The sequence below is a fragment of the Vibrio alfacsensis genome (assembly GCF_019670485.1).
GTDB classification, from domain to species: Bacteria; Pseudomonadota; Gammaproteobacteria; order Enterobacterales; family Vibrionaceae; genus Vibrio; species Vibrio alfacsensis.
Window position 1 is genome coordinate 1,450,301 of the sequence record NZ_AP024166.1, and the last position, 22,955, is coordinate 1,473,255.

Sequence of the window (22,955 nt, forward strand, 5' to 3'; positions counted from 1 at the left end):
ATATCGCACTTGTCTTCAAGAATCCAACTACTCACGACAAATACAACGAAGAGCAGTATAAAACTGCCCTTTGTTCATGGCTAAAAGGAGTGATGTACTTGTGATTAAGGTTCAGTAATTTTATTTAACTCTCAAATAATTGGTGTGCCGCTTCCATTTATTAATCGCTACCCAATTGAATCCGATGCCAGTACATTTAAGGCAAAATGCCTTGTGGGTGCCCATATAACAAAAAAGGGGCCACAAGGGCCCCTTAACAAAGGAATGTCAGTTAACGTGACTTTCTGCGATTATTTCTTGTATTTGAAATCTGGAATTTTTGCCCAGCGTTTACGTAAGTGGTGGGCAGCCATCTTAGGTTGACGGTTACGAGTAAATGCGCCTTTCTTGTTACCATCCATACGAATAATGCCTTCCCATGTTTGGAAATCGGCAAAGTTCCACATTTGCTCACCGACAACCGCATCACAGCTATCAAATGCAAAGTGCTGTTGGTCTAGGTATTCAACTTGGTACTCTTCTGACCATTGAACACTTGGCAGTTTGTGTACACCAGCCGTCGTATCTGCACCGTATTCAGTGATGATGATTGGCTTACCCTCGGTAGCCCAACCTGCTAGCTCTTTCGCAAATGCTTTACCAGCATCACGCATCTCAATGCCGCCCATGATGTACCAACCGTAGTAACGGTTTAGACAGATAACATCGGCATGCTGATGTGCATGACATTTGCCATACGGAGCCATCATAAAGTTTACGAATGTCAGTGGGCGATTTTGTGGATCTTGAGTACGTGCATATTCAAATACTTGACGGAAGTATTCGTTCGAGCTTTCTTGTGATGTATCCGGTTCATTTGATAATGACCACATCACAACACATGGATGGTTTTTGTCACGCTTAAACAACTCTTCAATCGCATGTTTTTGAGCCGCTAAACCTTCTGTTTTCACGTCTTCGTTGTCGAAGAATTTCAGTTTTTCAGAGCCACCAGCACCCGCGCCAGCACCTGCAATACCACCACCACTGATCATCATGTCCCATTGACCAACTGCTGGTGTCTCATCAATGACAACCAAACCACGACGGTTCGCTAACTGCATGAACTCTTCAGCGTAAGGGTAATGCGATGTACGCATGGAGTTTGCGTTGATCCAATCCATCAGTTCCATATCACGTAGGTTTACAACTGGATCGTAACCACGACCGCGATGGTCTGAATCTTCGTGTTTGCCAAAGCCTTTGAAGTAGAAAGGTTCATTGTTAATTAGGAACTTAGTCCCCTCAACTTTCACAGTACGAATACCAACTTCTAGTGGGTATTGGTCGACAATCGCACCATCCACTTCAATCGACGTTTCTAATGTGTATAGGTACCCTTCACCAGGTTTCCACAGGTTAACATTCTCAACCTTTAATTGACCTTTTACACCAGTATGCTCTGCAACTGGAGTGCCTTGTGCATCATAAAGTTTTACGCTGACCTGTGCGCCGACCGGAAGATTCGCTTCTAGCGTATAGTCAACTTTACCAACCGTACCCTCAAAGTCAGTAATGACTGTGATATCACTTAAACGATGCTTTGGTAGTGCCATTAGCTTAACTGGGCGGTGAATACCCGCATAGTTAAAGAAGTCGAACCAAGGTTTAACTTCTCGCACACCATCTTCGTACTCAGCAACATGACCACATGGAATGGTTGTACGTGAAAGCTCATTATTCACAACCACAACAACTTTGTTCTTTTGATCAAACTTAATGCAATCATTTAGCAGACCAGCGAACGGCATGTAACCACCAACATGGCTCGCGACTTCGACACCGTTTACCCATACAATTGCTTGGTGGGTTGCAGAGCCAAAGCGAACGAATACATCTTTGTCTTTCCACTCAGATGGGATCATCACTTCTGTTTCGTACCACACATCACCACAATGGTCGCGCATCTCTTTTTCAGTAAAGATGTCGTTGTAGCTTGACGGCACTGCCATATCTGTTGTGTCAGTTAGACCATCTTTCCAGTCGTTAACGCGACCTTCGTTACGTGTATCCAACTTAAAGCGCCAAATGCCGCTAATATCTTTAACGCGACGAGTCATTGTTTCTTGAGGGTACAAAAACGCAGTCATAAATGCTCCGATCTTTATCAGTAGAGTTATATTATTGTAAATATTGTTCGAGAAAACATTCCTCGGCAACTGGAATACCAATATAGAGATCAAACCCAGACAATTCCGCGACACAGATCACGCAAGTATAGATTTATAACCAATTGGTGCACCAAATCACAAAACAAACCGCCTTAACCTGTATACCAAATAAACTATGATAAGGTCGCCCGCAACGTAGATACCGTTTAAAATAGTGAATATATGACGATTGATTTTGCACAATGGGTTGGTTTTATCGCTCTGTTTTTAGGCGCAACAGCATTCTGGAACCCAAATGGTGAGAAGTTCAAAAGACGACTCACTTGGTTTCAATTAGCGATACTCGTTCACTTTATTCTGCTCGGGAGTTTAGCTTCAGCCGCAGTCACATTCATTGCAGCGTTGCGGAGTTACTTCTCTACCAAGACTCGATCGCCTGCGGTCGCAACACTATTTATTATCCTAATTTGGGTTACCGGTTTAGCCACACTTCAATACCAAAGTGAAATCCTCACTATGATTGGTGCAAGTATCGGTACATATGCGCTATATCGATGTGATGGAATGCAAATGCGACTGCTAATTCTGGTTAACTCAACTTGCTGGTTTACCAATAACTTACTTATTGGTTCAATTGGGGGGACAATAACAGAAGGGCTTTTTATTCTATTGAATATAAAGGTTATTGCGACAATGTACTTATCTCATCGCCGCAAACACCTTTGCGATATCTCAAGCAGTAATGAAGCTTAACTTATCCATTGCTCGCGTTAAAAATAGGGTAGGAATCAAAGAGGTAGCCATCAAAGCTCTCATCTTCAACATCTGAAAGATCGAGCAGGGTATTCTTCACACTTTCTAAATGTTGCCACATCGCCAGCTTTGCAGCTTGTGGATCTTTACGTTGCAAAGCTGATAGGATTTTTGCGTGATCTTCTAACCATTTTAAACGGTATTCCGAAGTATCAATGTGGCTGTGTAATTGAGCCCACATTTTACTTTCAGCACGCTTTCTCCACATCAATTCCGACACTTCAATCAGGAATGTGTTCTTACTCGCTTTTGCGATCAACAGGTGAAATTCTTTATCGTGATCTTCTGCGTATTCACCAGATTCAAGTGCTTGTTTCTCTAGACTTAGCACTTTACGCATCTTCATGATTTCAGCTTTGGTGATCTGCGTTGCTGCAAATTCGGCAATGTTACTTTCAATCAACTGTCTTCCTTGTAACATTTCGAACGGACCAATATCGGTACCATCCAAACATTGCACCGATGATAAAGGTTGCGCTGAACCAGAAGCTTCTGAGCGATTCTGGTTTGGAAGTGCGACGACATAGACGCCAGATCCTTTACGAACCTCAACCAACCCTTCCAGCTCCAGCATGATAATCGCTTCACGAATAACCGTACGGCTTACGTCATATTGCTCAGCAATTTCCCTTTCAGTAGGTAACCTTTCACCTATCGCATACGCACCTTTTTCTAGCTGCTTAAGCAAATCCAAACCAATGGAAACATAGCGACGGCTATTTTGTGTTGTTTTATTTTCGTTAGACATTGTCACTTTCATCCTATTCATTCGCTTGCGTTTTCTCACGAAGAACCATCCATATCGTTCATTCTGAACACATACCTTATTGAATGGTTGATATGGTAAACCATATACGCTCGGCGTTCTGTACACCAACGCAAAGTAGTCATGCTTTAAGACAACATTCTATCATTCGGAATACCAAAATGAACTACTAAAAGTTTGTTGAGTTCAAAATTCCGTAAAAATCGTGCATATGCAAGTGATCTCGGTCACTCGAAAACTATTTCCATGTGTTATCGATCAACAAAATGGCATACCAATATTGGGTCGTAAATAGTCAGCCTATATATTGGCATACATAAAAACACCCTACGCCGGAATATAACAATGAAAAAATGCCTAATCCAAAAAACGACAATATCCAATTGCATCGCAGTGGCTCTTGGATGCCAATTATTTGCAACACCTGTATTTGCTAGTTTTATCGAAGATTCATCACTCGACGTTAAATTGAGAAATGAATATCGTAATGCAGAAAGACCAAGTGCTAGTGATGGGGTTTACGGACCTAAAATTGATGCTTGGGTCCAAGGTTTCTTGTTTGATTTTGAATCCGGTCAGATCATGGATACCGTAAGCATCCAAGCAGGTACATACCACATTGAAAAACTACGCGCAGACCCAGAGAAATCATCGCGCTTTTATCTAGATGGCCATGAAAGTTTCACGATTAACTACGCCAACCTCAGTTTAGATTTTGGTGATTGGGCCAATATTAAGATCGGTCAATTTGGTACTGATTACCGATATGGTTCACTTGAATACCAAATTCCTTTAATTGAATACTCTTCAGTTCGTACTGTGCCATCTCTAAATGAGGGCGTTTTCTACGAGGGGACATTCGATAACTTTCATTTATACGGGATGTACAGTCAAAAATATGCGGGCGGTTACTATCAAGAATGGACAGATGAGGGGTTCAGAACCGACATTAAACTGGCACCATCGGGCGATAAGTACTTAATTGAAGTAGATAAAAAACCAAACTATGCCATTGCAGGCGTTTGGGATAACGAAAAAACCATGTTATCACTCGGTGCAAGCTATCAAGAAGAAATGTCATGGCAAGTCATGAGCCGTGGTAGCCACACATGGATCGACCCTGAAAAAGGTTTCTTCAAAGCAGAATATGTCGGTTTTTATGCGCAACCAATTGGATGGTCTCAAGATAATAACGTTGATGATGATACATACGCAGTATCGGGACAATTATTGTGGAACAAAGAACGCGTCACTGTGATGGGATCATTTGGCCAAGTCGGTAAAAGACTGCCTGGAAACCCAGAGATTGATACTGATATTGGTTTCCCATTTGACCAAAGTATCGACCGTAACCACTATGACATGTTCTCATGGCAACTTGGGGGCTTTTACAAAGTTTCACCATCATTCGATATGGGCTTAGCTCTCGTGGTGACCGATGGTTATGAAGACCGAGATCATGATGTGAATATTGAAGGTCTTGGAGCAAACCTAATTTTGAGCCATACCGTTCAAGAAGGACCTATGAAAGGCTTTAAAACATCGGCAATCTTAAATAAAGCACAAGAATATAGAGATGGTAGCTCGCTTGGTGACAAATTAGATTACTACGACATTAAACTCACCGCTCATTACGACTTCAGTTTGTTCTAACTGTCTCTGCTCAATATACTCCAAGTGGCAATCTCCTATTGCCACTTTTTCTTTTTCTACAACCCTCTCTGCTATATTTAGCAAGAAACAAGATTTAGCATGAAACAAGGAGGGTTTATGAAAAATATCATTCTCGTCAGTACCGCAGTTCTAGCATTCACCGTCAGTTCAGTCTCTCATGCAACGGATGCGGATCAAGCCATATTCTCAGTAACTCAATTGCAATCCTATGCAAGCGAACATCCCATAGATAACACAGAAAACATGACAACAGACATCATTTGTAGTGCAAGAAAAGGTTGGGAGATGGCCGTAACAGGCTTAGGGTCTCCTGAACAATGCATCAATGACCCAAACTATTTAGTGATGATGCGAGAGTGGAGCAGCATGTATACCGCCATTAAATACCGCTAACACGCCAAGAGTCGACTACTACGCTAATGGCTTGCAACTACGCTATAATCTTACAACTCGAAGCAATGCCACTTTATCTATAAAGTGGCATTTCTATTTAACGGCTAGGCTAGCTTACAATACAGGCTTTCTACTTGGTAAAAATACCTCTCCAAGCATACAGCGTACCGAACCACCACCAATAGATTCGATGGTCGAAACATCAAATGGCAGTAATTTACCGTGTGTCGCTAGCTGATTTCTTTGTGCTGGAGAGAATGCATCGTAAGCCGATTGAGACATGGCGATGACCTTATCGCCTCGCACGGTTTCCAGTTGTAAAATGTTGCCGCAAAACTGGTTCATTTGATCAATGGAAATCGAGATGACTTGTTTATCTTTGGCTAGAGATTTCAAAACAAAACGACGCTCAAACTCTGGGATCACCTCATCGCATATCACACAAAACTGCTCGCCGACTGCCATCATAACGTTGGTGTGATACACCGGTGCCCCCGACGGCAAACGGGTTTGAAAAGAAATCACACGATCATACCCTATACGTTTTGCGTAATCTTCTAGTACTAAACGATCACATCGCTGAGACAACGCGGCATAAACGGTTTGGTTTAAATGATCAAACACCATCACGCCGGTGCTTTCTAGATACGCTTGCTCGTCAAGATACTCGGTCAATGAATCTTGCTGGTACACTTCACGACCAGACTGAATCAAACTTGCCGCTAATGCTTTCGGACGTACTTCATGTTGGCGGTTTTCACACGCCATCGGAAAAGTGTACAGCGTACCGTCAGGGGTGGTGCTAAACCAATTGTTGGGAAATACGGCATCAGGTGTCGCGACCTCAGTATATGGATAGTCAAATTCGACAACTTGCACACCCTCTTTACGTAAAGACTGAACCATTGCGGCAAACTCAGCCATGGTGCGGTGAGTGATTTCATCCTGACTTAACGACACATGGTGTTGAAACTCATTGTCTTGGGCGGTTTCCTCATTAAATCGGAATTCTTTGGGCGGAACCATTACCACACAGTTAGCGGTATGGCGTAGAGTACTTTGCGTACTTTCTTCTTTTCCTTGTGCATTCTGAGGCACTGATTCGTTTAATAGCATCCGATACATTCCTTCTCACTAGAATGAAACGATTGTAAAATTAATGTTAAGAAAAGTTTTGCTGTTTTCATGAGTAAATTGCGCACCAAGAAGCAATAATTCCTGATTAGTATCCGGATGTCGCGACTTTTTATTGCAACTAAGAGAGGCCTCAGTAAATAAGGCACGCCTGAGGCTTTAACACCCCATACAACCACTCAATCATTTGAGTCATATTTGATAAACCATTAAAGATATGAATTACTTAGTGGTTACATTTAAAATGCAATCCGTTAGACTATTTTTTCGCCTCACGCATGAACTCGTCTGCTTTTCTGGCTAGCAGACCACTTTATTTCTTTTTTCCATGATCTGTATATAAACCGGCAAATTGGATGTCAGAATTGACGAATTCCTATACAGAAATGGACGTGTTTTAATTTTAGGATGAGTTATGTTTAAACGATTTGAAGGTTTTACTGAACCGTTCCCCAAATCACAACCCGATCAACCCCCTACTGGGATTTTTGCTTTCCTTCGCCACTATACAAAAGGCTTCGAAAAGCCGTTGATCATCATGTCAATCATGTCGACTATTGTTGCCATTGTAGAGGTTTCTCTATTTGGTGCGATGGGCCAACTCGTTGACTGGCTTTCCACCAGCAACCCTGAAACGTTTTTGCAAGACAACAAAACCGAATTGATTTTCTATGGATCATTGCTGCTTGTTGTCATGCCAATTCTTGTCGTGGTTTATTCTCTATTGATTCATCAAACCTTGCTTGGTAACTACCCAATGTCAATCCGTTGGTTAGCCCATCGCTACTTGCTCAATCAAAGTCTCAACTTCTACCAAGACGATTTCGCAGGCCGTGTTGCGACCAAGGTTATGCAAACCTCATTGGCTGTTCGTGAAACCGTCATGAAAACCATGGATGTGTTTGTTTACGTGTCGGTTTACTTTACCAGTATGATCGTCATGTTAGCCGCTGCCGATTGGCGTTTGATGATCCCAATGATTGTCTGGCTATTGGCTTACATCGCCATCCAAATTCACTTTGTCCCGAAACTCAAGGATGTCGCCTCCGAACAAGCCGATGCCCGCTCAACCATGACAGGTCGTATCGTAGACAGTTATACCAATATCCAAACAGTGAAACTCTTCTCTCACAGTAAACGGGAAACGGAATACGCAGAACAAGGCATGAAAGGGTTTCTTGATACTGTGTATCGCCAAATGCGCCTAGTGACTGGCTTTGACATCGCTGTTGAGATTTCAAACTACCTTTTGGTGTTCTCCGTCGCGGCACTGTCTATTTTCCTATGGCTAGACAGCGCTATCAGTGTCGGTGCGATTGCTATCGCGATCAGTTTGGCTTTGCGCGTGAATGGTATGTCGATGTGGATAATGTGGGAAGTCGGCGCATTGTTCGAAAACATGGGCACGGTAGTCGATGGGATGAAAACCCTTTCTAAACCGATCGATATAAAAGATGAGCCAAATGCAAAAGAACTTGTCGTGACAGATGGTGGTATCCACTTCGACAATGTCAGCTTCCATTATGGTGAGAAAAAAGGCGTACTCAACAATCTAAACCTAAACATAAAACCAGGGGAAAAAGTGGGATTGGTCGGACGCTCTGGCGCGGGTAAATCAACGCTGGTCAACTTGTTACTTAGATTTCATGATGTCGAAGAGGGTTGCATCAAAATTGATGGTCAGGAGATCTCTCGTGTTACCCAAGACTCTCTGCGCGCCCAAATAGGCATGGTCACTCAAGATACGTCATTACTCCACCGTTCGATTCGTGACAATATCTTGTACGGAAATCCAGATGCCTCGGAGGATGAGCTGATCAAAGCGACTCAGCAGGCACACGCGCATGAGTTTATTGAAAACCTTACCGACCCATTTGGAAACATCGGTTATGATGCACAAGTTGGCGAACGTGGCGTGAAGCTCTCCGGTGGTCAACGTCAACGCATCGCAATTTCAAGAGTATTGTTAAAAGATGCCCCTCTTTTGGTACTTGACGAAGCAACATCAGCTTTAGACTCGGAAGTCGAAGCGGCAATTCAAGAGAGTCTAAATGAGCTAATGCAAGGCAAAACAGTCATTGCCATCGCACACCGCTTATCGACGATTGCTCAGATGGATCGCCTAATTGTTCTCGATAAAGGCAGTATCGTTGAGCAAGGTACACACAAAGAACTCATCGCAAGTAATGGCATTTACGCTCAACTATGGGCACACCAAACCGGTGGTTTCATTGCTGAAGAGATCGATGACAAAAGCACGTAAGCAGCACTCCAACTCAAACAATAACGGCGCGTGATGCGCCGTTTTTTTATATCATTTGGCTATAACCACTTCCGCTATTCCTCGTCTCACGGGCCGTCTTATTTGAACCACTCTCACAAAAAATTTCAACAATGAAACAAATAAAGTGATGAAAGTCACACTTATTTTGGTAATATAGCACCCCGTTGCGTATCTAAAAGCAGTGGACACAACGCCAAAAACTCTAGCTGAATTCATTTGTTACTTCACTTTTTGAGAAACAGCTATACTCAATAAATGGCTGAGTAATTAAACTAATAATAAGGTAATTAGCTTATGTGTAAATGTGGTTCAATGCAGATCGTACAAGTTAAACCGAGCTGGGCTGACAAACTATTCGGCTACTCAGAACGTTGGAAATGCCAACTTTGCTGTAAGATCTTTCGCTTCTAGCTGTCGCGTCTAGAAAAGCAAAATCTAACCATAAAAATTACAGTACCTTAGAATTTCTAAGAAAAAGCAGTGACCCGGCAGTCTATGTCGGGTTTTCATTTTTATAGACTTTCAGCATTTCCCTTAATTACCCCTAACTTTTCTCCTCCTAGCATCAAGATGTTGGTTAGGTATAAAATCATGCCCACTTATTTCAATTCTTTCACATTACAAAATCGGTCACTATGAACAAAAGTTTGCTGACGAATATTCTTGCCATCGTATTAATGGCAGCGGGATATTACATCCACAATGATTATATGTGGTACGCGGGTCTATTCGCCTTTTCAGGTGCAATCACTAACTGGCTAGCTATCCACATGTTGTTTGAGAAAGTCCCTGGCTTATATGGCTCTGGCGTTATTCCTGCACGTTTTGAAGAATTCAAACTTGCGATCAAAAACTTGATGATGGAGCAATTCTTCACCGAGGCAAACATCGACCGTTTCCTAAATAAAGAAATGGCTGGCGGAGTGAACATCAACCTCCAACCCGTCATTGAGAAAGTCGATTTAAATCCGGCGTTTGATTCTTTGGTCGAAGTGATCGAAGCATCGCAGTTTGGTGCAATGCTCGCAATGTTTGGCGGTGCTGAAGCACTACAACCAATGCGACAACCTTTTGTTGAAAAAATGCAAGAATCTATTGTTGAACTGAGCAAGAGTGACACCATAAAAGAGGCGCTCAAAGAACAACTAGAATCTCCGGCAATGATGGATGAAATTAAACAAAATATTGAGAGCATCATTGATCAGCGTCTTAGCGAGCTAACGCCTGCGCTTGTAAAAGAAATCGTGCAGAAAATGATTAAAGAACACCTAGGCTGGCTCGTCGTTTGGGGCGGTGTGTTTGGCGGTTTAATCGGTATATTGACGACTTTCGTCAGCGCATAGTAAGCGCTCAAGTCATTTGCAGAGTCAATGTAGAGGAGCCTATATGGCTCCTTTTTTTGTGGGCCAATCCAAGTTCTAAGTCATTGTCATAACAGGATGCAGGTCCTAGAACGTCACCACCCTAACTTATTAATTCTGGGTTCACCCCGTATCCCGTTTTGTGCTCTTCAATGACGACTTCACTGCGAGTTTGAATCACTCCCGGTAGTGTCCCCATCTTACTCGACATAAATTCTTGATACGCTTTCATGTTCTTAACACGAACTTTTATCATGGTGTCGAAATCACCGGATAGCGAGTAACACTCCTCAACTTCTGGCAATAGTTCGACCGCTTGAGCAAATTTTTCGAAAATAGAGAAACTGGTTTGATCAAGGCGAATGTGGATAAACACTTGAACGTCTAAACCCAGTTTTTCTGCATTTATCTCAGCATGATAACCATTGATGTACCCCTCACGCTCCAACCTCTTTACACGTTCAGAACAAGGGGATGTGGTCAAATTAACTTGCTTCGCCAATTCGACAATTGGAAGTCTTCCTTTCGAGTGTAAAAGCCGCAATATTTGTAAATCGATCCGATCCAGTTGTTCACTCATTCACTACATCCCTGAAACAACGAAAAAATCAATACATTAATCTTTAATGAGTCGTTTGCAAATCCACAATTCGACAAGCTGTGAATTGCGCATGAATTTAGCTAATTCGCCAAACAAAACAGCGATGCCAAGTAAAACGACTAACCAAGAAACACACTTTTATAAATTAAATGCTGAAAGCAAGTAATTTATAACTCGCTTTTTTTAGGCCATAAAAAAATGAAGCGATGACCTTTGCAGAGAAAAAACTGAGCTTTATAGGAAAGTACTGAGACAAACAGTAAGGCAATAATACGGAAAAATAATTATTAGGAGAAAGCAATGATAACGTTTCAACTGGCGTACAAGCCATTTGGTGTTGGAGAATGGACCTATACGACAGTATCTCACGAAGTCGCAAAATCACTGGCATCAGAGTACGCGTCTTACGGCTGGCCAGTCATGCTCAATGGCTCCCCTTTTTCAATTGAAGAAGAGCAATTAGCTTAATTTAAACTACAGTACTGCTGATGTTTGTCGCGCTGGATGTGGAATAACTTCACCGATGGCGCGATGATTACAACAACGACAAAAGTAATGTGGTTCCATTTCATAGTAATGTTCACCCGTTACAAATTTCGCCATTAGTTGGGTAAAACTCACTACCTTGCCAGTTAGTGTTTCCGTTTGCTCAGGTTCACTACGCTTCATGATCACTTTGTGTTGCGTTGGTTTTCTGCACGTTGAGCAATAAATATCCGGCATTACATCTCTCCCTAATTTCTTACAGTACTACTGACAATTGACATATTCTGTTCAAAATAATTCCGTAATTAAAAAGTGTGCTTGCTTTTTTGTGTCCTAGATTCAAAAAACTAAATAAAACAACGTAAAAATGAGAGGTTGGTCGGACCAGGGGCCAATACGGGTCTCACTCTTTCAATTCATGCAAAAAACACATTATTCTGAATCAGTATTTGAATGAATAGATCAGGGAAATGAGATGAATGTTCAACCGAAATTAACCACGCAGCGGCTCGTGCTTAGGCCATTTCATTATGTTGAAAATAGAACGTTGTACATGAATGGCCATAAGCGAGAAGTTTGTGTTTATCAACGCTCACTCAAGGAGACAAAACATGGACGCCATTCATGAGAAATCGCAGAGATTGCCCCAAAATAGTCCCTATTTAGTCGTGTTTTCTTTATTATCTCTTTCTTTTTTTGCATTCAAACTCGATAAATTATTCGAACTTGGATTGACGATTATTAGCGCATTCCTAGTCATGATGCTGTTCAAGTTTTTTCCTCGCGGCACACTCCGCTTTACTCCCAAAAGCATCACAATTAACGAAACGTCACAGACCATAACGTATCATCAGCAATCGACCGTTTATTTTCGGATACCACTCAAGGAAATCACGCAAGTTGGTATCCAAAAAGAAAGCTATTCTGGTAACTGCTTAATGTTGTTTACTTCCTCTGATTCATACCAAATACCCAATTCAGATAATTTTGATCAACGTGAGTTAGATAAACTGATAAGCATACTAAACCGAATGATACACACACGCACAAAGTAGCGATCTATAAACATAGTAACGATCAATAAACAAAAAAGTTGGCAATAAACAAAGAAGCCAGCAATCTATGCTGGCTTCTCTCAAAGATAGTCTTGTGCGGCAATTAGTCTTGCGCGACTTTCACTCGGATTTTGCTTTTTGCTACATTGGATAGATTTAACGCATCCAACGCACAAATGGCTTCCGCTTCATCCGGCATAATAACAAAACCAAAGCCTTTCGACAGACCCGTTTCTTGATCAAGAACCAAGGTACAAAGCTCTACTTTGCCGTAATTTGAGAATAGTGCGCGGAGATCTTGCTCAGTGGTTTCACGAGCCAAGTTTCTTACTAAAAGTTTCATAATAAACCTAGTTGGTTGGATAACGGCTCGATTCTCTCAGGTTATCTCTAGCAAACCAAGTGAATAATCTTTCGCAATCACTAACCGCTTCTGTTTAAATAAGTTTTTATTACCTCCAAGGAGCAACAGTATGGAAACAACACGTCTAAAACTGATACCTGCATGCTTGGAGCGGGCAGAAGAGGCCCACCACGCTGTGATGCATAGCCGGAAGACTCTCGAAGTCTTTCTTCCTTGGATCCCATATGCACTGACACTTGAAGCCATGATTGATGGCACCCAAAAAGCCATCACCAACTTTGAGAATTTCGAAGAAGAACTACGTTACTTCATTATCGAAAAGCAAAGTGATCGTATGATTGGTGCTATTGGTCTCATGATCCGAGATAAGAAAGTTCCCTCGTTTGAGATTGGCTATTGGCTTGACGATACTGCCGTAGGAAAAGGTTATGCGTCTGAAGCCCTACTCGAACTAGAACGTCATGCGTTTGAGAATTTAGGCGCAAGACGAATTGCCATCACGGCGGACTCCACCAACCTCAAAAGCCGAGCAGTCGCCGAGCGTTGTGGATACGAGTTTGAGGGTGAGCTGAGAAACGAACGTCTCAATGCTTCCGGAGAAATCAGTAATACGGTGGTTTATGCCAAAATCAGCAACTAAAAAACCCGCGATGGTCGCGGGTTTTGGTTTACGGTAAGAAGAATTAATCGAGTTCTACCAGTTTCTTCTCATACGCTTTGTATTGATCAATCACATCTTGTGTTGCACCGCCAGTCATCTTACTCACCAGCACGATAGCGATGGTAGAGAAGATGATTCCTGGGACGATTTCATACACATCAAACCAACCACCTGTCAGTTGTTTCCATACCACGATAGTGATACCGCCGACTAAGATACCTGCTAGTGCACCGTTACGGTTCATGCCGTTCCAGTATAGACTCAGTACCACAGCAGGACCAAATGCAGCACCAAAACCAGCCCACGCGTAAGACACAAGTCCTAATACTGAGCTATCTGGTGTCATTGCAAGGAATAGAGCAATCAGAGAAATAACGATAACGCCGACACGACCAATCATCACCACTTCTTCAGAAGAAGCATTAGGTTTAATCACTTGCTTGTAGAAATCTTCTGCAAGTGCAGATGACGAAACAAGAAGCTGAGAGTCCGCGGTACTCATTACTGCTGCTAGAATGGCCGCAAGTAAGATACCTGCAATCACAGGGTGGAATACGGTGTTCACCAATAGCATAAAGATTTTTTCACCGTCATCGAGCTGCGTACCTGGGTGGTTTGTTACCCATACCAAACCCACTAAGCCGATCAACAACGCACCAGTCATAGAAAGTGCGGTCCAACCTACTGCGATACGGCGTGCAGTCGTAAGGTCTTTATTTGAACGTGATGCTTTGAAACGGGCTAAAATATGTGGCTGACCAAAGTAACCTAGACCCCAAGCCGCGAGTGAGATAATCGCAATTGCCGATAATGGCTCACCATTCACGTCGTTCCAAAGCGTTAGCAACTCTGGGTTAATCTCGCGCATATCAGTTGCAAGTTGACCTAATCCACCATCCATCACGGCTACAGGTACAATCATCAATGCCGCCGCCATGAGCAAGCCTTGCACTAAGTCCGTCCAAGATACCGCTAAGAAGCCACCAAATAGTGTGTACGACACCACACATACTGTGCCGATCACAACCGCGATGCTGTAATCCAAGCCGAATACGGTTTCAAACAATTTACCCCCTGCTACCAAACCTGAGCTGGTGTAGAAAAGGAAAAACAAAAGAATGAAAAACGCAGAGATTGTCTGGATCAGTTTCGACTTATCGTTAAAACGACGCGATAAAAATTCTGGCAGTGTTAGCGAATCCGTTTGAATGCTGAACGTACGAAGACGCTTGGCGTTAATTAGCCAGTTGGCCCATGTACCCAGCAATAGACCACCCGCTAGCCAAAACGCTTCAATACCTGCCGCATACGCATACCCCGGCAGACCAAGTAGCAACCAACCACTCATGTCTGATGCGCCTGCAGAAAGTGCCGCTGGCCAAGGGCCAAGGCTACGACCACCTAGAAAGTAGTCCGATGAATTGGAAGTCCTCTTATACGCATAAACGCCAATGGCAACCATAATTAACAAATACGCCACGAATGTGGTCGTGATAGCAAAACCATTTTCTATCATTAGATAGTCCTCGTTATAATTATTTCCTTCCTTGTTTCTTCTGGTATTTTGCCGTCTCAGCAATACACCAGAACAAGAGATACCAACCCAAGTTAGCTCTTCGGCTCTTTGTTGTTAGGTTGGCATCACAAGTCAGGTTAGTGGGCGTCGCTTCCCAACTCGAGTAGAGTCGCGTTACCACCCACCGCTGTAATATTTATCGTTCGAGTACGCTCGGTAATAAAGCGTAACGACAAATGAGGATCGTGAGCCACCGTCGGTGACTCCAAATCCGTTTCAGACACTAAACCGACGATGGCACCGTCACGTTTAGCCAGTTGTAAGTTAAGCGCATGCTCAACCTGTGAATACCCAACATAACCAACACTGCGCACGTCACTGTCTAACAGCGGGGAAGACGCATCGTACGCAACCACTTGGACTAGGTTAGATGGGAAAGTTGCTGACGCCACAGCGTGATTAACCAATTGATTAAACTCTGTATTGTCACTGCAAATCACCACACTGTTACCCGCAATTAGGGCACAAGTGATCATTGCAAAAGTGCTGTACAACGCGTTCTCAGTGTTCGTTAGATCATTTTCACAAATGATCAAAGCCACACCGCGCCCAGCCGCGTACAACTCGTTAGTTTCGCCTGTCGGTCCCACTAACTGATGTGTCTCTGCTAATAAGCTTGACGCTTGTTGCAAGTGGTAAGCGATAACTTTACCAACCACAGCGTGTTGCTCTTCAGCAGCAGATTTAAATGCAAGTAAGTGCTCACATTTATAATCAAAATCGGTCAGATTCCACTGCTCCCATGCAGAGAATGCATCTTTAAAATAGGTGATCTGATGAACCATAATGCGACTCCTTATGCATTCTCAACATGAGCGAAAAGATGTTTCGTAAAGCGGTATAGGTAGTGAGGACCGCCTGCCTTTGGACCAGTGCCAGACAAGCCTTGACCACCGAATGGTTGAACCCCAACCACCGCACCCACTTGATCGCGGTTGATGTAGCAGTTACCCACTCGAGCGTGTTTTTCAATCCAACGATAAGTGGTCTCATTACGGCTATGGATACCCATTGTCAGACCAAACCCCGTTTGGTTGATTTGCTCAACTACGTTTGGTAGTTCTGACGCTTTAAAGCGAACAATGTGCAAGATAGGACCGAATTGTTCTTCTTTCAGTACATCAATACCTGAAATTTCGAATGCACTCGGTGACACAAAATCACCGTGCTCACACGTTTCATCCAGTTGCAGCTGCGCGACTTTGGTTTGCGTACTCGCCATGTGATCAAGGTGAGCAAGGAGCTTGTTTTTTGCGTTGCTGTCGATAACCGGACCAACATCGGTTTTGTGTAGATAAGGAATACCAACATGCAGTTCATTCATCGCCCCTTGGATAAGGTTGATGATGCGATCGGCCACATCTTCTTGAACAAACAGAACGCGCAAGGCAGAACAGCGTTGACCAGCCGAAGCGAAAGCAGAACGAATAACGTCACGCACAACCTGCTCTGGCAGTGCGGTACTATCCACAATCATGGCGTTTTGACCGCCAGTTTCAGCGATAAACGGTACTGGCTTCGCGCTGCGCTCGGCAAGCGTCACGTTGATGCGCTGCGCCGTAGCGGTTGAACCGGTGAACGCCACACCTGCAATCGCATTATGCGATGTTAACGCATGGCCGATTTCAGCTCCGCGACCAGTCAAGAATTGAATCGCACCCGCTGGGAATCCGGCTTCTAACATCAATTCAACCGCACGTGCTGCAATCAAGCTGGTTTGCTCTGCTGGCTTGGCCACAACCGTATTACCCGCCACCAACGCCGCCGTTACCTGACCGAGGAAGATCGCCAACGGGAAGTTCCAAGGGCTGATACAAACGAATACGCCTAAACCCTCACGGCTAGAGATACGCTTCACGCCATCAAAACCTTCCAACTCAAACGGCTGAAGATTTTGCGCTTGTTTCGCGTAGTAACGACAGAAGTCGACCGCTTCACGCACTTCATCGATGCTGTCATGAATCGTCTTACCCGCCTCTTGGTGACAAATCGCCACCAGCTCCGCCAAGTTTTCTTCCATCAGATCCGCAAGCCTGTCTAAGCATGCGGCTTTTTTCTCAATGTCGGTGCCTTTCCACGCAGGGAATGCAGCATCAGCGGCTTCGATCGCAGCGGAAACATGATCAAGGCTAGCAAAAGCCACCTGACCGACTTCGATACGACGATCATAAGGTGCGGTAATGATCTCTGCAGCATTTCCCTTGATCATGCTTTCGGCATGTTTCACACCATTGATGATCGGACCTGCTGTCCATTTCTGTGTTAGAAAGCTTTCAACCTGCGCTTCAAATGGTTTCACTTCACTATCGATATCAACGTTCACACCGTATGAGTTTTTGCGCTCAGGGAAGATGTTCGTTGGCATTGGGATTTGGCGATTGTTCAGCGTATCAAAGGACATCAGCACATCCACTGGGTGATGTGTCAATTCTGAAATAGGGCAACGGGCATCCACTAAACGGTGGACAAACGAGCTGTTCGCGCCGTTTTCTAGTAAGCGGCGAACCAAGTAAGGAAGGAGATCCGCATGGCTACCTACTGGTGCATAAATACGAACGGTTTGACCGTAAGTCTCCATCACATGGTTATAAAGTGAATCGCCCATACCATGCAGACGTTGGAATTCGTAATCTCTATGCGCTGCCATCACCGCAATCGCTGTCACGGTGTGTGCATTGTGACTAGCAAATTGAGGGAAGATATTACCACGGACACCGTCGCTCAATAGGAAACGCGCGCACGCGAGATAAGCAACATCGGTCGCTTCTTTGCGCGTATAAACCGGGTAGTTATCGTAACCTGCTTGTTGTGACCACTTAATTTCGCTGTCCCAGTACGCACCTTTCACTAGTCGAAGCGGGATAAGGTCGCCCTGCTCTTTCGCCAGACCGTTTAGCCATACCAATACTGGCAGTGCACGTTTCGAGTACGCCTGAACGACCAAACCAAACTTACCCCAGCCTTTGACTAGATCACTTCGGTACAGTTTTTCAAACAGTTTTAGCGATAGCTCTAAGCGGTCCGCTTCTTCTGCGTCAATCGTGATGGCAACATCCACTTCGATAGCACGTTTAAGCAGTTGCGTTAACGTGTCGTAAAGCTCTGTCATCACGCGCTCTTCATTCGCCACTTCGTAACGTGGGTGAAGCGCAGAAAGCTTAATAGAAACAGAGGGTGCAGGGCTTGTATCACTACCCCCATCCTTGCTAAGAGTAATTTCACGACCAACAGCTTCAATCGCCATTAAGTAGTCTTTGAAGTACTTGCTTGCGTCTGCCGTGGTCAGCGCCGCCTCACCCAACATATCAAATGAGTAAGTGAAACCTTTATCGCGCATTGAACGACCGTTCTTTTGCGCTTCTTCAATCGTACGGCCACGAACAAACTGATGACCCATGACTTTCATTGCCTGATACATGGCTTTGCGGATCACAGGTTCTGAGAATTTGTTTACCAGACGGTTTACAGCCTGACCTGGGCTCTGGGTTTCTTGCTCACCAAGACCAATCACTTTACCCGTTAACATTAATCCCCAAGTTGATGCGTTAACGAATACTGAATCGGAACTCTTAAGGTGAGATTTCCAGTCAGCCACACTTAACTTGTCTTTAATTAAGGCATCGGCCGTTGCTGAATCGGGAATACGCATCAAGGCTTCTGCTAGACACATAAGCAAAATACCCTCTTGGGTATCTAGGCTGTATTCCAGCAGCAGTGCATCAATCATTTGAATTGATTTTTTATCTGCACGAATGGCTTCGATAAGCTGGGTTGTTTGGGTCGTGATTGCCGATTTTTCTTCCGTTGTCGGCGTTGCTAGCGGCAATAATTGCTCTAACCATTGAGACTCGTCCACCATGTACAATGGCGAGATCAGTGACCACAACTTATCAAGCGGCTGCTCGATAAATTCCGGTGTTAACACGTTTGTTGCAGTAAACATGCGTTTTCCTCAATCTCTCTCCTCGAAAACCGCTTCGAGGATCATCAATGGCTAGCAGTGTATTTTGAGGCCGAGAAGAATACTTGTCAAAAGCTCCGAGTTTTTTGTCAAAAACTCGCTTTTATAACAATATAACTACATAGTCACACGCAAATGCTCAATATTTTGTATGGCAAATATTAATCTCCAACCTTTTTTTACAACAAAACAAAGCAAATATGAGGCATATTTTGCTTAAATAAGAGTGATTTAGATTACTTTTTGAATAAGAGAAAGCCCAAACGCATTAAATATTAATCATTTCCATCAAAAAAATTGCGTGAATCACGTTTGATTGCTCAAATTTCAAGCGCAAAAAAGCCGCGAGTGATTCGCGGCTTAACTCATGATCTCAAAAAACTGAAAACGTTATTGGGCAAATAAAACCGGACTATCCAACCTGTTTCTTATATTGAGATGGCGATAAACCCTGTAAGCGAGTAAAAGTATGAGTGAACGTACTTTGACTGGAGAATCCCGTAAACTCGGCAATTTGACCTAGTGTTAAATGACCTTTCTCTATCAAGTCACGTGCCATATCGATCCGTTTACCCAGTACATACTGATGTGGAGTGATGCCCATTTGATCTTTAAACAAGCTGTGAAATTGGCTCTCACCCAAGAATACGCTACCTGCCAACTGTGCCACGCTGATTTTGTGGCTAAGATGCTGCTCGATATAACGATCAATCGCCTCAAGATCGAAGCGTGATTCTTTCTTACTGGTTTCAAATGCAGAAATATGGCGCTGCATAAGCGCGATCACGGTATCGTTGCACGCTCGACTGAGTAGCAAGTCATCAGGAGAACTACGCATTTCTTGAACCAACATTTGAATCAATTTTTGGATTTGACCATCGAGTTGAAAATACAGATGAGACTGCTCCAAACTGTTGATTTTTTGCAACATATTTGGGTCATCATTACTGGGCTTAGGTAAGTTTAACACCAAAATATCGGACTGATGAATCACACCACCGAAAGCATGATCAGAGCATGCTGTCACAACACAACCTTGTCCTGGCCCAACCAAATTACCCTGCCCACGAACTTCAAATTCTGCCTGTCCCTTTAGACCAATCACAATTTGTGTGTATGCATGATCATGACAAGCCATATAAGACGGAAGCGTGATCAACTCTGCTGGCTTTGGCAGCATGATCTCTTTATATGGCGGGACTTTCGGGTTATCTGAAGTACTCATTTCGAACAGTTGTCTTTACACGGTAGGCTTACACCTTGGCATCATATACTTTCTCTATTGGCTTGCAAATCATCACCGTTCCAATTGCACAAGATCCTATCAATATGATCATGAACCTTCACATGATCATAGTTCCGGAACGATGATCATGCGCGTATAACCTACGGTCAATGTACACCCAATTTTATTAACAAAAACCGCAAGATAGCGAAATCTAACCCATTTTACCTTTCGTCTTAAAACGATCTTTGATATCGAAACACACCGCCATGTAAGGCACAGCGCTTGTCGGCCTTGGAATTTAGCTCAATCCAGAGTTAGAAAAGTAAAAGCCGCTAACATTCGATAGGAAAAGGATCTAGAATCCAGCAAGATAGAGGGATTTCCCCCCTTACCTTTATTCCTTAAATTCAATACATTAAGCCCAGAGCGCTAGGATGCATACGATCCTAGTACTCACGGTATCTACTTGATACCTCTAACTTACTTAGCAGACCCTCGCTATGTAATTTAGAACCTCTTCTACACGTCGACAAGATTATATCTTGTGTTGCCAGCCCGTCTTCAGGCTGGCCTTTTTTTTATCTAATCCCAATGAAAACAATGGTATAAACTGGTATCATAGCGTTGTCTCAACGTATCCTAACGTTAATCATTACGCTGAGTTACCTTGATCATTCTTCCAATCTTCCAGTTCAACCTGACACGATTATCGAAAGCATGATCAAGGTGCACTCTTGCGATGAACAACCATGGATCCAGCGAGTGATATCAATTTGAATCATTGTTGAATAATTGCGCGCTTTGCTCCGAAAAGGTCGCCTTAAACCAATCTCGGAACGTATTGATTTGGATTAGGATGACATTGATCCGCAATCACGCAGACCATAAATAGCAGTAGTGAGCCCCCTTTTGAATATTCCAGTCAATACCATAGAACAGTCGCTCCTTCGACAGCTACCGGGTTGTTGGGGGTGCAAAGATAGAGAGTCTGTATTCCGCTATGTCAATCAGGAATACGCCGAACTCATGGGGCACTCTTCTCCTGAGGAGTGCATTGGGAAGACGGATTTTGAAATGCTCAGTCCGACCATTGAGTGTGCTCAAGAATTTCAACGCCAAGACCAATATGTGATTGAAACCGGCGAGTCACTTAAGATCCTCGATATTCATCCATACCCAGACGGTCACTGGCGAGCACATATCTTTACCAAAACACCTTGGCGTGATGACACTGGCAACGTTCTCGGCACCATATTCTATGGTAGAGAACTCACCGACACTGCCGTGATCGAAGTTGGGTACTGGGTGTGTCGCGCGATAGGCGTCAATCCGAATAAACAATCAATTTTTCGCTTCTCGAACGTCAAACCAGAACCAGACAAACTCACCTGTCGGGAGCAAGAAACGTTATTTTTATTACTTTATGGGAAAAAGCCGCAGTTCATTGCGCAGGCGATGGGGATTTCCACAAAAACCGTGGAAGGACATGTCGCTCGCTTGCGAGCTAAGTTTGAAGCAAACAGTAAAAACGAGTTAATAGATAAAGCGATGGAAGCCGGTTATGGGTCTATTGTGCCAAGAAGTTTGTTGAAACATCAACTTTCTGTTGTTCTTAATGGGGAACGTTAAAGGCATTACCCACAAAACACAAACACCGCCAACCTCTGGCTTAAAGAGCTTGGCGGTGCTTTATCAATTTAGAATATGACGTTTCTCTACGGCGCTAGACGATCAATATCCCATGTGCCGTCTTGATTCGAAAATAAGAAACGATCGTGAAGGCGGTGTTCGCCACCTTGCCAAAATTCAATACTCTGCACTTTAACTCGAAAGCCACCCCAAAACGTGGGTACAGGGATCTCACCTTTGGCAAACTTCTGCTTCAACTCCAGAAATTTACCCTCTAAGACGCCACGTGCTGAAATACGACTGCTTTGTTTACTCGCGATCGCAGCAAGCTGGCTTTCTTTAGGACGAGAAGTGAAATATTTCATGTTTTCCATCGCGGTAAGCTTTTCGGCCACGCCCGTGATGTGAACCTGACGCTCAAGCGGGTGCCAAGGGAAATGTAGGCTGATATTGCTATTGTGTTCAAGTTGCTGTGCTTTTCGACTGCCCAAGTTGGTGTAAAACACAAAGCCATCTTTATCCACGTTTTTGAGCAAGACAATACGTTGAAACGGCATGCCGTTTTCATCCACCGTTGCGACCGTCATTGCCGTAGGATCGGTCAACCCCGCCGCCACCGCTTGCTCCAACCAAAGATTAAATTGATCAACCGGATCTGCTTTCAAATCTTTACGACGCAGGCCACCTTTTGTGTACTCACGACGAATATCAGCAAGTTCCATCTTCACTCCTTCACTCGTTTTTTTCGATTGTGCGCCCGATAAATAGTAAATACAAGACCAGAACGCGACAGCACAAATGACAAAGCCGTATTTTGTC

At 43.7% G+C, this 22,955-nt stretch carries 20 protein-coding genes; 9 read left to right on the plus strand and 11 right to left on the minus strand.

Annotated elements, in window-relative coordinates; all coding sequences use genetic code 11:
• Positions 1 to 290: 290 nt before the first annotated feature.
• Entirely contained in the window at positions 291 to 2,129 is a 1,839-nt protein-coding gene (uidA, locus tag VA249_RS21025) for a beta-glucuronidase (RefSeq protein ID WP_221070995.1), read from the minus strand.
• Between the two features lie 243 nt (positions 2,130 to 2,372).
• On the opposite strand from uidA, the gene VA249_RS21030 reads away from it, so the two are divergent.
• On the plus strand, positions 2,373 to 2,903 hold the full coding sequence (locus VA249_RS21030; RefSeq protein ID WP_221070997.1) for a YgjV family protein: 531 nt from the start codon (positions 2,373 to 2,375) through the stop codon (positions 2,901 to 2,903).
• 1 nt (position 2,904) lies between these two features.
• Here VA249_RS21030 and VA249_RS21035 read toward each other — a convergent pair whose 3' ends face one another.
• The gene (locus tag VA249_RS21035) at positions 2,905 to 3,711 is read right to left on the minus strand and encodes an FCD domain-containing protein (RefSeq protein WP_225923953.1); all 807 of its coding nucleotides are present in this window, start codon (positions 3,709 to 3,711) and stop codon (positions 2,905 to 2,907) included.
• 363 nt (positions 3,712 to 4,074) lie between these two features.
• Here VA249_RS21035 and VA249_RS21040 point away from each other — a divergent pair, with 363 nt between their 5' ends.
• Entirely contained in the window at positions 4,075 to 5,382 is a 1,308-nt protein-coding gene (locus VA249_RS21040; protein WP_221070999.1) for an OprD family outer membrane porin, read from the plus strand.
• A gap of 117 nt (positions 5,383 to 5,499) precedes the next feature.
• Complete coding sequence (locus VA249_RS21045) at positions 5,500 to 5,796, plus strand: hypothetical protein (protein WP_128813460.1); 297 nt, start codon at positions 5,500 to 5,502, stop codon at positions 5,794 to 5,796.
• A 114-nt stretch (positions 5,797 to 5,910) separates the two neighbouring features.
• Here VA249_RS21045 and VA249_RS21050 read toward each other — a convergent pair whose 3' ends face one another.
• Complete coding sequence (locus VA249_RS21050) at positions 5,911 to 6,912, minus strand: arginine deiminase-related protein (protein ID WP_221071001.1); 1,002 nt, start codon at positions 6,910 to 6,912, stop codon at positions 5,911 to 5,913.
• A 433-nt stretch (positions 6,913 to 7,345) separates the two neighbouring features.
• On the opposite strand from VA249_RS21050, the gene VA249_RS21055 reads away from it, so the two are divergent.
• Both VA249_RS21055 and VA249_RS21060 read left to right on the plus strand, forming a co-directional pair.
• On the plus strand, positions 7,346 to 9,193 hold the full coding sequence (locus VA249_RS21055; RefSeq protein WP_211918329.1) for an ABC transporter ATP-binding protein: 1,848 nt from the start codon (positions 7,346 to 7,348) through the stop codon (positions 9,191 to 9,193).
• 656 nt (positions 9,194 to 9,849) lie between these two features.
• Positions 9,850 to 10,557, plus strand: coding sequence for a DUF445 domain-containing protein (locus VA249_RS21060; RefSeq protein WP_221071003.1), 708 nt, complete (start codon positions 9,850 to 9,852; stop codon positions 10,555 to 10,557).
• A gap of 121 nt (positions 10,558 to 10,678) precedes the next feature.
• On the opposite strand, the gene VA249_RS21065 is transcribed toward VA249_RS21060, so the two are convergent.
• On the minus strand, positions 10,679 to 11,155 hold the full coding sequence (locus tag VA249_RS21065) for an Lrp/AsnC family transcriptional regulator (RefSeq protein WP_221071005.1): 477 nt from the start codon (positions 11,153 to 11,155) through the stop codon (positions 10,679 to 10,681).
• Positions 11,156 to 11,476: 321 nt separating this feature from the next.
• On the opposite strand from VA249_RS21065, the gene VA249_RS21070 reads away from it, so the two are divergent.
• Positions 11,477 to 11,644, plus strand: a complete 168-nt coding sequence (locus VA249_RS21070) for a hypothetical protein (protein ID WP_211918322.1) — start codon at positions 11,477 to 11,479, stop codon at positions 11,642 to 11,644.
• Between the two features lie 6 nt (positions 11,645 to 11,650).
• Here VA249_RS21070 and VA249_RS21075 read toward each other — a convergent pair whose 3' ends face one another.
• On the minus strand, positions 11,651 to 11,899 hold the full coding sequence (locus VA249_RS21075) for a hypothetical protein (protein WP_128813465.1): 249 nt from the start codon (positions 11,897 to 11,899) through the stop codon (positions 11,651 to 11,653).
• A gap of 374 nt (positions 11,900 to 12,273) precedes the next feature.
• On the opposite strand from VA249_RS21075, the gene VA249_RS21080 reads away from it, so the two are divergent.
• Positions 12,274 to 12,717: a hypothetical protein gene (locus VA249_RS21080; protein ID WP_221071007.1), complete on the plus strand. Its 444-nt coding sequence runs from the start codon at positions 12,274 to 12,276 to the stop codon at positions 12,715 to 12,717.
• A 103-nt stretch (positions 12,718 to 12,820) separates the two neighbouring features.
• On the opposite strand, the gene VA249_RS21085 is transcribed toward VA249_RS21080, so the two are convergent.
• Positions 12,821 to 13,060, minus strand: a complete 240-nt coding sequence (locus VA249_RS21085) for an RNA recognition motif domain-containing protein (RefSeq protein WP_128813466.1) — start codon at positions 13,058 to 13,060, stop codon at positions 12,821 to 12,823.
• A gap of 130 nt (positions 13,061 to 13,190) precedes the next feature.
• Between VA249_RS21085 and VA249_RS21090 the strand changes: the two genes are divergently transcribed.
• Positions 13,191 to 13,721, plus strand: a complete 531-nt coding sequence (locus VA249_RS21090) for a GNAT family N-acetyltransferase (protein ID WP_221071008.1) — start codon at positions 13,191 to 13,193, stop codon at positions 13,719 to 13,721.
• Between the two features lie 43 nt (positions 13,722 to 13,764).
• On the opposite strand, the gene putP is transcribed toward VA249_RS21090, so the two are convergent.
• The 4 genes from putP to VA249_RS21110 form a co-directional block, all read right to left on the minus strand.
• A complete protein-coding gene (gene putP, locus VA249_RS21095) occupies positions 13,765 to 15,258 on the minus strand; it encodes a sodium/proline symporter PutP (RefSeq protein ID WP_221071009.1) in 1,494 nt (497 codons plus the stop codon).
• Positions 15,259 to 15,395: 137 nt separating this feature from the next.
• Positions 15,396 to 16,103, minus strand: a complete 708-nt coding sequence (locus VA249_RS21100) for a 1-pyrroline-5-carboxylate dehydrogenase (protein WP_221071010.1) — start codon at positions 16,101 to 16,103, stop codon at positions 15,396 to 15,398.
• Between the two features lie 11 nt (positions 16,104 to 16,114).
• On the minus strand, positions 16,115 to 19,261 hold the full coding sequence (gene putA / locus VA249_RS21105) for a bifunctional proline dehydrogenase/L-glutamate gamma-semialdehyde dehydrogenase PutA (RefSeq protein ID WP_221071011.1): 3,147 nt from the start codon (positions 19,259 to 19,261) through the stop codon (positions 16,115 to 16,117).
• A 430-nt stretch (positions 19,262 to 19,691) separates the two neighbouring features.
• Positions 19,692 to 20,504 carry a helix-turn-helix transcriptional regulator gene (locus VA249_RS21110; protein WP_221071012.1) on the minus strand — a complete coding sequence of 271 codons (813 nt, stop codon included), beginning with the start codon at positions 20,502 to 20,504 and terminating at the stop codon, positions 19,692 to 19,694.
• A 912-nt stretch (positions 20,505 to 21,416) separates the two neighbouring features.
• Between VA249_RS21110 and VA249_RS21115 the strand changes: the two genes are divergently transcribed.
• Positions 21,417 to 22,136 (plus strand): helix-turn-helix transcriptional regulator, encoded by a 720-nt coding sequence (locus tag VA249_RS21115; protein ID WP_221071013.1) that lies wholly within the window; start codon positions 21,417 to 21,419, stop codon positions 22,134 to 22,136.
• Between the two features lie 86 nt (positions 22,137 to 22,222).
• On the opposite strand, the gene pdxH is transcribed toward VA249_RS21115, so the two are convergent.
• The gene (gene pdxH / locus VA249_RS21120; protein ID WP_221071014.1) at positions 22,223 to 22,858 is read right to left on the minus strand and encodes a pyridoxamine 5'-phosphate oxidase; all 636 of its coding nucleotides are present in this window, start codon (positions 22,856 to 22,858) and stop codon (positions 22,223 to 22,225) included.
• Between the last annotated feature and the right edge of the window lie 97 nt (positions 22,859 to 22,955).

Bases quoted from the DNA above. Each gene is read 5' to 3' on its own strand.
- VA249_RS21100 (WP_221071010.1), bottom strand. From the start codon at position 16,103: ATGGTTCATCAGATCACCTATTTTAAAGATGCATTCTCTGCATGGGAG.
- VA249_RS21075 (WP_128813465.1), bottom strand. From the start codon at position 11,899: ATGCCGGATATTTATTGCTCAACGTGCAGAAAACCAACGCAACACAAA.
- VA249_RS21055 (WP_211918329.1), top strand. From the start codon at position 7,346: ATGTTTAAACGATTTGAAGGTTTTACTGAACCGTTCCCCAAATCACAA.
- uidA (WP_221070995.1), bottom strand. From the start codon at position 2,129: ATGACTGCGTTTTTGTACCCTCAAGAAACAATGACTCGTCGCGTTAAA.
- VA249_RS21070 (WP_211918322.1), top strand. From the start codon at position 11,477: ATGATAACGTTTCAACTGGCGTACAAGCCATTTGGTGTTGGAGAATGG.
- putP (WP_221071009.1), bottom strand. From the start codon at position 15,258: ATGATAGAAAATGGTTTTGCTATCACGACCACATTCGTGGCGTATTTG.
- VA249_RS21090 (WP_221071008.1), top strand. From the start codon at position 13,191: ATGGAAACAACACGTCTAAAACTGATACCTGCATGCTTGGAGCGGGCA.
- pdxH (WP_221071014.1), bottom strand. From the start codon at position 22,858: ATGGAACTTGCTGATATTCGTCGTGAGTACACAAAAGGTGGCCTGCGT.
- VA249_RS21085 (WP_128813466.1), bottom strand. From the start codon at position 13,060: ATGAAACTTTTAGTAAGAAACTTGGCTCGTGAAACCACTGAGCAAGAT.
- VA249_RS21045 (WP_128813460.1), top strand. From the start codon at position 5,500: ATGAAAAATATCATTCTCGTCAGTACCGCAGTTCTAGCATTCACCGTC.
- VA249_RS21050 (WP_221071001.1), bottom strand. From the start codon at position 6,912: ATGCTATTAAACGAATCAGTGCCTCAGAATGCACAAGGAAAAGAAGAA.
- VA249_RS21030 (WP_221070997.1), top strand. From the start codon at position 2,373: ATGACGATTGATTTTGCACAATGGGTTGGTTTTATCGCTCTGTTTTTA.
- VA249_RS21110 (WP_221071012.1), bottom strand. From the start codon at position 20,504: ATGAGTACTTCAGATAACCCGAAAGTCCCGCCATATAAAGAGATCATG.
- VA249_RS21035 (WP_225923953.1), bottom strand. From the start codon at position 3,711: ATGTCTAACGAAAATAAAACAACACAAAATAGCCGTCGCTATGTTTCC.
- VA249_RS21065 (WP_221071005.1), bottom strand. From the start codon at position 11,155: ATGAGTGAACAACTGGATCGGATCGATTTACAAATATTGCGGCTTTTA.
- putA (WP_221071011.1), bottom strand. From the start codon at position 19,261: ATGTTTACTGCAACAAACGTGTTAACACCGGAATTTATCGAGCAGCCG.
- VA249_RS21060 (WP_221071003.1), top strand. From the start codon at position 9,850: ATGAACAAAAGTTTGCTGACGAATATTCTTGCCATCGTATTAATGGCA.
- VA249_RS21040 (WP_221070999.1), top strand. From the start codon at position 4,075: ATGAAAAAATGCCTAATCCAAAAAACGACAATATCCAATTGCATCGCA.
- VA249_RS21080 (WP_221071007.1), top strand. From the start codon at position 12,274: ATGGACGCCATTCATGAGAAATCGCAGAGATTGCCCCAAAATAGTCCC.